This is a genomic window from Sphingobacterium sp. UBA7855 (genome assembly GCA_002500745.1).
Taxonomy (GTDB): domain Bacteria; phylum Bacteroidota; class Bacteroidia; order Sphingobacteriales; family Sphingobacteriaceae; genus Sphingobacterium.
In genome coordinates, this window is record DLST01000018.1 from 350,736 (window position 1) to 362,809 (window position 12,074).

Annotated in this window: 8 protein-coding genes; 6 read left to right on the top strand and 2 right to left on the bottom strand. The window is 42.2% G+C overall.

All coding sequences use genetic code 11. From position 1 onward, the window contains the following. Nucleotides 1-6: 6 nt before the first annotated feature. The 3 genes from B2107_RS17715 (at nt 7) to B2107_RS17725 (ending at nt 3,149) form a co-directional block, all read left to right on the top strand. Complete coding sequence (locus B2107_RS17715) at nt 7-1,233, top strand: OmpP1/FadL family transporter (RefSeq protein ID WP_293883995.1); 1,227 nt, start codon at nt 7-9, stop codon at nt 1,231-1,233. A 22-nt stretch (nt 1,234-1,255) separates the two neighbouring features. Beyond that, nucleotides 1,256-2,584 (top strand): SGNH/GDSL hydrolase family protein, encoded by a 1,329-nt coding sequence (locus tag B2107_RS17720; protein WP_293957047.1) that lies wholly within the window; start codon nt 1,256-1,258, stop codon nt 2,582-2,584. 148 nt (nt 2,585-2,732) lie between these two features. Next, complete coding sequence (locus B2107_RS17725) at nt 2,733-3,149, top strand: OsmC family protein (protein WP_293957048.1); 417 nt, start codon at nt 2,733-2,735, stop codon at nt 3,147-3,149. Between the two features lie 142 nt (nt 3,150-3,291). On the opposite strand, the gene B2107_RS17730 is transcribed toward B2107_RS17725, so the two are convergent. Continuing rightward, nucleotides 3,292-5,661, bottom strand: a complete 2,370-nt coding sequence (locus B2107_RS17730; protein WP_293957049.1) for an outer membrane beta-barrel family protein — start codon at nt 5,659-5,661, stop codon at nt 3,292-3,294. Between the two features lie 230 nt (nt 5,662-5,891). On the opposite strand from B2107_RS17730, the gene B2107_RS17735 reads away from it, so the two are divergent. Continuing rightward, nucleotides 5,892-7,226 carry a sensor histidine kinase gene (locus tag B2107_RS17735; RefSeq protein ID WP_293957050.1) on the top strand — a complete coding sequence of 445 codons (1,335 nt, stop codon included), beginning with the start codon at nt 5,892-5,894 and terminating at the stop codon, nt 7,224-7,226. 105 nt (nt 7,227-7,331) lie between these two features. Beyond that, nucleotides 7,332-8,006 carry a response regulator transcription factor gene (locus B2107_RS17740; protein ID WP_293957052.1) on the top strand — a complete coding sequence of 225 codons (675 nt, stop codon included), beginning with the start codon at nt 7,332-7,334 and terminating at the stop codon, nt 8,004-8,006. Between the two features lie 3 nt (nt 8,007-8,009). Here B2107_RS17740 and B2107_RS17745 read toward each other — a convergent pair whose 3' ends face one another. After that, a complete protein-coding gene (locus tag B2107_RS17745; RefSeq protein WP_293957054.1) occupies nt 8,010-9,065 on the bottom strand; it encodes a DUF2157 domain-containing protein in 1,056 nt (351 codons plus the stop codon). 157 nt (nt 9,066-9,222) lie between these two features. Between B2107_RS17745 and uvrA the strand changes: the two genes are divergently transcribed. Continuing rightward, a complete protein-coding gene (gene uvrA, locus B2107_RS17750; protein ID WP_293957056.1) occupies nt 9,223-12,063 on the top strand; it encodes an excinuclease ABC subunit UvrA in 2,841 nt (946 codons plus the stop codon). Nucleotides 12,064-12,074 lie beyond the last annotated feature (11 nt).

A 12,074-nucleotide genomic window follows, 5' to 3' on the forward strand; every position in this document is an offset into this window, starting at 1 on the left:
ACTAGTATGAAGAAACTACTATTCTCAATACTTTGTGCAAGTCCGTCACTCCTGTTTGCACAAGGATCTCAAGTGAATCTACAAAGTCCCAAAGCTGTGGGAATGGGGGGAGCAGGTTCTGCTTACTTTTTAGATGAGTCTTCCATTTTTTATAGTCCGGGTGCTTTAGCAAAAATGGATCATAACGCCATTTCCGTTGCTGGAAATGCTGTTATGTACAAATCTGCCTTTCAAGAGGTCGGCAGCACCGTTGTTTATAATACTAGAAATCAAATATCTACTCCTTTTTCAGTATTTGCTGCATTTGGGCCTAAAAATTCCTGGTGGAAAGCCGGTATTGGAGTTTATACACCATATGGTGGGGCTGTCGATTGGGGAAAGGATTGGGTTGGTAAATTCAGTTTAGTTAGCCTTTCGCTACGCGCAATCTATATTCAACCTACATTAAGTTTCAAACTGACTGAAAATTTTAGTGTCGGTGGTGGTTTCGTCTATAACGTCGGTACGGTAGACCTGGAGAATTCAGTTCCGGTATTCTACCCAGATGGTCATGCCGGATTAGCAACCTTAAAAGGCACCGGTACAGGTACAGGCTATAACGTGGGTATCCACTACAACTTAGAGGACGAATTTTCCATCTCTTTAAGTTACCGCTCGAAAGTTGTCACTAAACTTAAAAATGGGGATGCAACTTTTGACGTACCGGAATCGGTGGCAAGTAATTTTCCTGCGGGCAACAAATTCAGTGCTGAGTTACCGCTTCCATCCACTTTTGCTGCCGGAATAGCCTTCCCGCTTTCGGAAAAGCTAAAAATGGCGATAGATGCAACACTGATCAATTACGACATTTATAAGGCACTGGATTTTGACTACAAAGAAAATACACCTGTCTTACAAGATACGCATTCACCAAAAAATTATGATAAAGCAGGGTCAATCAAAGCAGGTTTGGAGTATATTGCCTCCGACCGTTTGCAATTGCGTGTAGGAGGGGGCTATATCGCCACTCCAGTACAACAGAGCGCCTATGTTTATCCGGAGACACCAGATAACACCCGATATTTAATCTCTGGAGGTTTTACAATAAAACCATCACCAAAATTTGACGTCACAGGTTCTTTTGCTTATCAGCGCATCATGGCTCGCCAGTCAACCAATATTGAGAGCCGTCTTTCGGGGACTTATGCGACTAACATTTTTGCTCCAGGCATTGGTGTAAGCTATAAATGGTAATTAACAGCCAAATTTGACTAAGATGAAAAAAAACAAACTTTACATAGCCGCAGCTTTAGCACTTGTCGCTATTGCTTCGTGCAAACCTTCTTTGGAGGAGTATACACCTTCGGCAGGATCGCTTAATTTTTCAAAATATGTTGCCATTGGGAATTCATTGACGGCAGGATACGCAGATGGGGGACTTTATCTGGAGGGGCAAAAGGTTGCTTACCCCAACTTAATTGCTGAGCAGTTAAAACAAGTGGGTGGTGGGGAATTTAAATCGCCGTTTTTCACTGAAGATCAAGCCAACGGTTCTGGCTACATTACCCTAACAGCACTTGTCAATGGACAGCCTGTGACGGCACCTGTGACAGATAAACTGGCCTACAGACCTGGTTCAACAAAATTATTGACGAAATATACTGATCCGGTCAATAACCTCGGTGTACCGGGTATGCGGATGGATCTATCTATGGTAGCAGGTATGGGCTCAACTGCCGGCAATCCGTATTTCGAGCGCTTATTGCCCGACGCGGACGCCTTGAAAACGTATTTCACCTATTCAACGACACAAAACCACACTTTTTTTAGTTTTGCACTAGGTAACAACGATGCATTGGGTTGGGCAACGAATGGTGGAGTGGTCAATATGAATCCAACAACAAATCAGCCCGATCCAACAACCGTATTGACTGAAACTGCTCAATTTACAGCGATTCTCAATGGCTATGTGCAGGCGCTGACTGCCGGTGGGCAAAAAGGTGTACTGGCCACCATTCCAGATGTAACCGCAACACCTTATTTTACAACGGTTACCCGTACGGCCCTGCTGGCAGCTGTCAACGCAACAAATCCCCCTGCGCCGGTAACAAATATTTATATCGCTACGAAATCTGGAACGCGTGCAGCGACTGATCAAGATTATTTTGTACTTCCTTTCTTGTCTGCAGGACTATTGGGTAAGCCAAACGCAGCACAGTTTCCTTACGGCTTGCATCCATTGAACCCCGTGGAAGACAAATACGTGCTTGATGTAAGCGAAACAGCAACAGTTGTGAAGCGGATCAACGAGTACAATGCAGCCATCAAAGCTGCTGCAGCTTCAAAAGACCTCGCTTTAGCAGACGTAAATGCCTTCCTAAACAATGTAAAAGGTGGCGTTCGTATCAATGGATTAGCCGTTAGTGCCAAATACATCACTGGAAATGCGTTCTCTTTGGATGGCATCCACCTCACGCCAATTGGTAATGCCCTCATGGCAAACATCTTTATCAGTGCCATCAATTCTAAATATGGATCGAAGATCCCACAAGTTGACGTAGCCAAATATCGCGGTGTTAAACTGCCAGATACCGTCACAAAATAAACAGTGACCAGCATACTGACAAAAGGCAGACGAATAATCGTCTGCCTTTTTGTATATTTGTGTTGCACGGATTTTAGTTAGATCTGTTATTATCAATGAGGTCTATTCGCTAAAATTGGTGTGCAAAAAATGAATAAAATATGTTAAGATGAAAATCAAATTAAACCGTGTCAACCAAGCTGTGCATTTCGAAGCCAGCAGTGAATTATCTTCGGTCAAAGTCAACATCGATGGCTCGGAAGCGATCGGCGGCGAAGGAAAAGGTGTTCGTCCGATGGAATTGGTTTTAATGGCACTGGGTTCTTGTAGCGTCTTTGACCTCCATAGCATACTGGTAAAACAACGCCAACAAATTGACGATATCCAGGTCGAAGTGGAAGGTAAACGACGCGAAGAAATTCCGCAAGTGTTTACCGATATTCACATTAATTTTTTCCTAAAAGGTAAAATTGATGAAGTAAAAGCGGCCAAAGCGGCTGAATTAGCCGTTAAAAAATATTGCTCCGTACACGATATGCTTGCCGCTGGCGGTATTAATATCACGTATTCCCTGAAAATAAACTAAGGAAATACCTTTCTGACATCTGATTGTCCTCCACATCCGACGTGGAGGACAATTGCTTTCAATCCTTGCCGTATTCATTTTCTTTATGGATATAATAGGTAAAGAGATATGAACAATTTGATTTTGCAAGAATTCAATAGATTTACAAGCGGTTCTGCTCTTCTGTTTTTGCGGGCTGATTGTTACTTTTGACTTTTTGATTTCCAAAATGGTACCGAAGCGTCAGATTCACCTTTCTGGTATCCCGATAATCTTTATAAAAGTTATTTTGATCGGCATATTTTGAAGATATGGTCATTATTTCCGTTTTAAAGATGTCCATAAACGATAGATTCACCTCAAACTTGTTTCTAAAGAATTTTCGATTTGTCATCACATACGTACTGGAATAGCCAGTTATTTTAAATGGTCCCTGAATGGTGGGGGACGTAAAGGTATTGCCGAGCTCCAGATTCCAGCCTGCTTCTTTGCTCAAGACATAGCTGCTACTTATATTTCCGTTGCCAATATATACATCGTTCTTGTGCAGCACATCATCAGTCCCCATAAAGTAATTCTCATTGTACATTCCCTCTAGCTGCAGGTTCATTCCCCACCGTTCAGTAAACTGAAAACTCTTACCTAGGTCTATCCCTGCTCCCTGCCCCTTTTTAATGTTGGTATAGTGATAAATCAGCTGGTGGTTAACATTATCCTGCAAGGCTATTTCCATATTGGGCCACTTTTCAAATCGGTAGAAGAGATCAATATTCCAGTTGTTTTTAGTCCACGTCAGATTCAGGTTATGCACGATCGTAGCCCTTAAACGGGGATCTCCCTGAAAGTATGAAAAACGATTGTAGTAGGATTTTGCGGGATTGAGCCAAGAATAAGAAGGACGACTGATCCGCTTTCCGTAAGAAAAACCGAACTGCTGATTTTCCGTCAAGTCATATTGCATATAAAATGTCGGGAAGAGCACAAAATAATCCTGTTTATTGATATCTTCTGGTTCTGATACAATGCCCTTCAAGTTGGTATATTCTCCTCTTAATCCTGCTTTCCAGCTCCATTTTTTCCAGGTATAGTCCAATGAACCATAAAGAGCTACATTCCGTTCTTTGTAATCAAACTCACTGCTCTTATCCGGCCTATGCTCCAACTTTCCCGATTCATCATCAGTGAACACAAGACTGTTTGTCGTTGTAACATCGCTAAATTTCCCTCCAAATTCCATCCCAAGCTGCTTTACTTTACCGGAAAAATCGACCTGTGAAGAAAAGAGCCTATTTTTATTTCCGTTGTTGCTAATAAATCGTGTATCCCTGGGTTGTTGATCCTTAAATCTCAGCGCGGTGAGCACATCCTGATTATTTGTCGAATGATGGTCTGTAAAGTAAGAAGACCAATTTATACTCCAGCTGGCGTTAAGCTTCTTAATGACCTGGAGATACATGTTTTTTGTTTCTGAAGATGACTCATGATCGTTTGTTGTGAGGTAGCTCGATTGTTGAATACGGTTGCTATCGTAAATGACAGTTGGCACCACGTAGGTACCATAGGTTTTGGGGCCATAATATCCGTTTAGACCTCCGCTAACAGTCCAGGTTGAATCGGGTGTGTATTCCATCGAAAGCACATAGCTGTTCTGACTGTTATTGGTATCAAATCGATCCATCACACCTTCCCACGAAGTTTGCTCATTGGGGTAATACACATAATTTGTTTCGTAACGTGCGTAAGTTCCTCTTCCAAAATTATAGGTGCCACGAAGGTTGATTTTTTCATTTCTATAATACTGGGTCAGCCCAAACAGTTGCTTCCAGGTACTGCTTTTTTCGGCCAATGCCACCGCCGCACCCCGATATCCATAGAGGTTCGATTTGGAAAGCTTAATATTGATGATGGTACTGCCCTCGGCTTCATATTTTGCAGGAGGGTTGGTAATGACCTCGATCGATTGGACATCGCTGCCCGACGTATTCTCAAGATAGGTTTTCAATTCCTCCCCCGTGAGCATAACTTTTCGTTCATTAATCATTACAACAATATTTTTACTCCCACGGACCATTAAATCTGAGCCATTTGCCATCACCAATGGCGTCCGTTTCAGAATGTCCCAACTGTTGAGTGCCGAAAGATTAGAATGCTGCACGTTAAATTCCAGGCGGTCCAACTTGCGGATCAATCTCGGCGCCCGCCCGATGACCTGTGCTTCTTCGAGTACTTTTGATTCGGGAATAAGTTCAAGTACCACAGGGCGAGCAATGGTGTCGCTACGGAAAAAGTGCTCCTGAGGTCTAAAGTTAAGATAAGTAGACCGTAGATAATAGCTGCCAGGATAATCCAGCGACAGCATAAACTTTCCAAGATGGTCAGTTTTCACTTCACGAATGGCTTGATAGTTACTATCCAATAGCATAACGGTTGCACCTGTTAATACAGTTTTGTTAGTATCCTGAACTTGTCCCCCGATCTTTGTCTGCGCTGAAAGCGCTAAAGGGAAAGCTAGAAAAAATAGGATCGATTTCATGTACAAATAATTAGTCTTTTAATTTCATTAGCGCATACCTGGATTATTATATCTATTAGCTGTGCTGTCAAATGCATGGCTTTTTATGGTTATCCGTATGTGACAGTCGCTGACCTTTCACACGCTTCCGATGGCTCAAAATTGTCCATCTCCGTAGTAAATAATGGTTAATGAAGGGTTAATGCTGCGTTAAAGTATATTATATTTGCCTTTGGCAGTTATATTTGTGTATGGAATTGAAACCCAAAAATTATAGTGTGCTTTTTACATTATTTTTTGCTGTACTGATCGGCATTCAGGGCTATCAATTGTACAACACCTATCAGCTCAAACAGCGCGATATTTTTGCAACAGTAAAAAGCAGACTGAATAAATTTCCAAAAATTGACAGCCTTTTTGATGATGATTTAATGAGCAAGGACATCGCCAGAGACTACTACATCAAATTGGTTAAAAATGAGATAACAGCTCAACAGCTTAAAGGGCTATATCATGCCAATGCACGTAAAACCTCCGGAAAGCTCACGCACTATGTCGACAGCCTATTTCAACCACTGGGTATGGCTGTTATCCTAAAAAAAGAGATCTTGGGTATTTATTTTAAAAACTTTAACAAGCAGATTGCTGATGGCCCTATTACGGTTTACACCACACGGGGAAATTTCCAACGGCCTGTTGAACTTTCTTCCAGTGAATGGATAACGGAAAAAACCGAAACACAGAAAATTGAAGAGAGCATCCAAAGTAAGGAAATTTTGTACACCTTTTTAGTCCACAGGAAAAGTTCTTTTGAGGTAACCAATCTCCACTGGATATTATTCAAAGAACTCACATCCCTCCTGTTGAGCACCTTATTCATATTGGTCGCCTTTCTTTGGCTTTTTTATAGAACCATTCAAAATCTCAAAAAACAGCAGAAGCAGATCACCGTGCTTCACGACGTGGTTGACAATGTATCGCATGAACTTAAAACCCCTATTGCAACCTTGAAAATTGCAGCTAAAACACTTCGAAAATCGACAGATGAAAATATTATAACGGTCATTGAGCGGCAAGTCAATCGCCTGGAAAACACCCTTGATCCACTGACCGAAGACTTTAAACCAACGGATTATTCTCCTGTTACCGCGATGGAACTCCAAGCGATTTTCGATGATTTTCAATTGACGAACCCGGACATTGCATTTGAAACAAGTCCATTGCCTGAAGGCAAATTGTGCTTGGGCCTCAGCGATGCGACAACATTATTTCAGAATCTCATGAATAATGCTGTAAAGTATGGCGCAAAATGGCTTAAAGTGCATTTTGAGCAAAAGAAAAATACGCTTTCAATTTTCATACAAGACAATGGCGATGGCATGGAGGATTGCGAACTTCCTTATATTTTCGACAAGTTTTACCGCATCCAAAAAAGCAATATACACGACACCAAGGGATTGGGAATCGGCCTTTTCCTTGTTAAAAAAATTGTGGATCGTTATCAGGGACAGCTTACAGTAACGAGTAAGCTTGGTGTAGGTACTACGTTTAACATTCAATTGCCGCTCGTTGCTATTCCATCATGAAGTAAGTTTAATCAGCTGCGGGAAAGAAATAGGAAATAAGCCCCAAGACAATGCTAATATCGCAAGCATAGAAAAGTAGTTTAAATGAACGACTGAATATAAAAAATGAACAAATTACTCCTCGTTGAAGATGATCCTGATTTTGGGTTTATGCTCAAGCAATACCTTGAGCTGTCTGCATTTGTCGTAGATTGGATAGCGCAGCCTCAGGATCTTATGGAAAATTTTCAGCAGCTAGCGGGCTACGACCTGGTTATACTGGATGTGATGCTTCCTCAAATCAGCGGCTTTAGTCTGGCCAAAGAAATTAATGCCCTGCATCCGGCATTACCATTTATCTTTTTAACCGCCAAAGAACAAAAGATCGACAAGCTTACGGGACTAAAAATCGGTGCTGATGATTATGTTACTAAACCTTGCGACCCTGAAGAACTCTTGCTTCGCATACAGAATATATTAAAACGAAATCAGAAAAATAGTACGCCAAAATCGATTGCCATCGGGACATATGTATTTCACCCCGAACAGTTAGTATTAAGCCATGCACAGGGTCAGTTTAAGCTCACTGAACGCGAAGCACAACTGCTCCTATTTCTATGGCAACACAGGGGCCAGCTTGTCACGCGTGAAGATATTCTTGAAAAGGTATGGGGGAATGCAGATTTCTTTACCGGAAGGAGCATGGATGTCTTTGTTACCCGGATCCGCAAATATTTAAGCCTGGATCCCAATCTGAGCATCAATTCCAATAGAGGTGTCGGATTTACGATTCAATTTTAAGCGTTATCCAGCAATCTCTTCCTTCCGTTTGTTCCATAATTTCTCTGCCCAACGGCCAACAAACCAAAAGGACACGGCCAAAATCAAAAAGAATACTGCTCGATTGATGTTGTCCCAGAGGTATTCCACATAACGTGTATAGATATTGAGCACTAAAAATACAAACCCAACTTCTCTGGTCACATTGTCTTTCGCTTTTAATCCATAGACGACCAGAAATACAGATACCGCAGTTGACAATATACCCCAGTAGAACATATGGTATTGACGTACGGTGGTCCATTCATAAAAATCAGCATAATTCCCAAAAATAGAGAGTGTCCATAAGGATACCATCAGATAGATCAATCCGACAATATAACTGATAGGCTGAAAGACTTGTAGCTGTGCGAACCGTGGCTGAGCCCAAACGGCCAGTGCAGTGATCAGTGTCCCAAAAATGGTAAACCGAAGGGGATAATTCATTCCCCAAAACTTGAAGCCCCAATTGCTATGGTACGCCGTTTCGGTTGCAAACCATACCCCTAGCGCCAATAGCATAAATGTCCAGATGAGCTTACTATCAAGCTTGACAGCAAGAAAACCATAAATCGCCACGGAAAGCAAAAATAAAAGCGAGTAGTGCATGGTATCTTTATCCAATACCTTACCCATAAATCCAATACAGGCTGCCGTAGCGAAAACTCCAATCAGCATCATGGTTTCGGTGGATAAGTTTTTATACGGATAGCGTTTCTTATAGCGCAACCCCAGGGTATAGAACAATACGGCCACGGCAGCAAAAAAGAAACAAAACAAGATATTTGGTGCTTCGTAAAGGGTATCCACAAAGGCTAGGAATGACGCATCGGTAAACAGCGAAAAAACGGCGAATACCAGAGATGCCAGTGCAATCCAAAAAGCATACCGAGCCAGTTGCCCCCAATCAAAACTTTTCACGTCCAAACTCTCCATCAGCTCGTTCGCTTTTTGCTCATCCAATAAATTTTCTTTCTTCCAGAATTGGACAATATCATCGATCGATTGCTTTTCTTGTTTGCTGACGTCGTATTTTCGCATACATTTAGATTTATGGTGCAAGGTACATTATTTTTTTAAATCACTTGTATATCACATTTTATTCCAAAAGTCAGATCGGCTCGCATAATTCCTTTAAAATCTGTAATTTTGCATGTTTTGCATTTAATCCCTCACAAAGGGACCTTAAGGAGTTTTCATGGCAATAAAAAGAAGTCCAGATTTGGGCGAACAAAGTGAAGTTCAGGTATTTGGAGCGCGTGCGCACAATTTAAAAAATATAGATGTTTCTTTTCCAAGAAATGAATTGGTTGTAATTACAGGTCTAAGCGGAAGTGGAAAGTCATCTTTGGCTTTTGACACCATTTATGCCGAGGGGCAACGCCGCTATATGGAGACATTCAGTGCGTATAGCCGCCAGTTTTTGGGTGGTATGGAACGTCCGGATGTGGATAAAATATCGGGCTTAAGTCCGGTAATCTCGATTGAACAGAAAACAACCAGCAAAAACCCCAGGTCTACTGTTGGAACGATCACTGAGGTGTATGATTTTATGCGTTTACTTTTTGCCCGTGCTGGAGAAGCCTTCTCTTATGTGACCGGAAAAAAGATGGAGCGCATGTCGGACGATCAGGTCATTGAACGTATTCTGACTGAATTTGAAGGACAGGCTTTAAATATCCTGGCACCTGTGGTCAAAGGACGTAAGGGGCATTATCGGGAATTGTTCGAACAAATCCGCAAGCAAGGTTATGTGAAGGTGCGTGTGGATGGGGAAATATTGGATCTTGTTCCAAAAATGCAGGTTGACCGGTATAAAATACACGATATTGAAATCGTAGTAGATCGTCTGAAAGTAGAGCGTGAAGATAAAAAGCGCTTACAGACGTCGGTCATGCAGGCGATGAAAACAGCAAAAGGAATCATCAAAGTCTCTAACAAGGACAACCAGGAGCAATTTTATAGCCGTTATCTCATGGATGCGGAATCGGGTATTTCGTATGATGAGCCACAGCCAAATACGTTCTCATTCAATTCGCCTTATGGTGCATGTCCCACGTGTGATGGTTTAGGCTATATTTTTGAAATTGATAAGCATGCGGTTATTCCGGACAAAAAGCTAAGCATTCAAAAAGGCGGTTTAGCGCCTCTAGGGCCCACGCGTGAAAACTGGACGTCGGAAGTATTGAAAGCTGTCGCTAAAAAATTGGATTTTACCATTTCAACGCCGCTTGAAAAGCTCAATGAAGAACAGATTGATCAGCTTTTGTTTGGAAATAAAGAAGAGCCTATCGTTGTCACGGTTTCTTATGGCAGTTATGGCACGCGTGAATATCGCGTTGAATTTGAAGGCATCTTTAAGATGCTGGAAGAATTTTCTGGAAAATCATCGGATGAAGCCCCTTCGTTAGATGATTTCAGAACAAAAGTTACCTGTCCTACCTGTGCGGGTGCCCGATTGAAAAAAGAATCTTTACATTTCAAAATTGCCGATAAGAACATCCATGAACTTGCTACGATGGATATCACTTCCATCAAAGAATGGTTTGACCAGGTAGAAAGTAAACTTGACGAACGCCAGCTTATTATTGCCACAGAGATCTTAAAGGAAATCCGTGCGCGTTTGGGTTTCTTGCTGGATGTAGGTCTAAATTACCTGACCCTGGACCGTACAGCGAAGACGCTTTCAGGTGGTGAGGCACAACGCATCCGTCTGGCCACACAGATTGGTTCGCAATTGGTGAATGTACTTTACATCCTGGATGAGCCGAGTATCGGACTGCATCAACGGGACAATGAGCGACTGATCAATGCACTCAAAAACCTACGCGATATTGGTAATTCGGTGCTTGTGGTAGAACATGATAAAGACATGATCCTACATGCCGACCATGTTATCGACATGGGACCTGCTGCGGGAGTTCATGGTGGTACGGTGGTTGCCGAGGGCACACCTAAAGAAATCTTAAAATCAGACTCCCTGACGGCGGCTTATCTCAATGGAACAAAAGAGGTAAAAATCCCTGAAAAACGTCGTACGGGCAATGGAAAAACATTGTCGTTACGAGGTGCAACAGGGCATAACTTGAAGAATCTTTCGGTCTCTTTTCCTTTAGGAAAGCTTATTGTGGTGTCCGGTGTTTCGGGTTCGGGCAAATCCAGCTTAATTACAGGTACGTTGTACCCGATTTTGAATAAACATTTTTTCAGGGCGAAAGCAACTCCACTTCCCTTCAAAAAAATTGAAGGGTTAGAACATATTGACAAAGTTATCGAAATCGATCAAAGCCCTATCGGTCGTACACCGCGATCTAACCCATCAACCTACACAGGTGTATTTTCGGATATCAGAACCTTGTTTGTCCAGTTGCCTGAAGCAAAAATCAGGGGCTATAAGCCCGGAAGATTCTCCTTCAATGTGAAAGGTGGTCGTTGTGAAACCTGTCAGGGAGCCGGACTAAAGGTCATTGAGATGAATTTTCTTCCGGATGTGCAGGTTCCTTGTGAAACCTGTCACGGAAAACGCTACAACCGAGAGACTTTGGAGGTACGCTATAAAGGAAAATCCATTTCCGATGTTCTCGATATGAGCATCAATGATGCGGTGGATTTCTTCGAAAATGTACCGAGTATCTACCGAAAGATTAAAACACTGCAGGATGTCGGTTTGGGTTACATTACCTTAGGTCAATCTTCGACAACCTTATCAGGAGGTGAGGCTCAGCGGGTAAAATTGGCTACTGAACTTTCTAAAAAAGATACTGGAAACACATTTTACATCCTTGACGAACCGACTACCGGTCTTCACTTTGAAGATGTGAATGTACTGATGGGTGTTATCAATCGTTTAGTAGACCGTGGAAATACGGTATTGATCATCGAGCACAATCTGGATGTGGTCAAATCGGCAGACTGGGTGATTGATATTGGTCCTGAGGGCGGTAAAGAAGGGGGCCAGGTCCTATTTGAGGGAACGCCTGAAAACTTAATTAAAAATAATAAAAGCGAAACGGCACGTTTCTTAAAGCTGGAGATGTGATGTCGCTGTAG

Coding starts and splice junctions, on each gene's coding strand:
- B2107_RS17715 (WP_293883995.1), top strand. CDS start 7: ATGAAGAAACTACTATTCTCAATACTTTGTGCAAGTCCGTCACTCCTG.
- B2107_RS17720 (WP_293957047.1), top strand. CDS start 1,256: ATGAAAAAAAACAAACTTTACATAGCCGCAGCTTTAGCACTTGTCGCT.
- B2107_RS17725 (WP_293957048.1), top strand. CDS start 2,733: ATGAAAATCAAATTAAACCGTGTCAACCAAGCTGTGCATTTCGAAGCC.
- B2107_RS17730 (WP_293957049.1), bottom strand. CDS start 5,661: ATGAAATCGATCCTATTTTTTCTAGCTTTCCCTTTAGCGCTTTCAGCG.
- B2107_RS17735 (WP_293957050.1), top strand. CDS start 5,892: ATGGAATTGAAACCCAAAAATTATAGTGTGCTTTTTACATTATTTTTT.
- B2107_RS17740 (WP_293957052.1), top strand. CDS start 7,332: ATGAACAAATTACTCCTCGTTGAAGATGATCCTGATTTTGGGTTTATG.
- B2107_RS17745 (WP_293957054.1), bottom strand. CDS start 9,065: ATGCGAAAATACGACGTCAGCAAACAAGAAAAGCAATCGATCGATGAT.
- uvrA (WP_293957056.1), top strand. CDS start 9,223: ATGGCAATAAAAAGAAGTCCAGATTTGGGCGAACAAAGTGAAGTTCAG.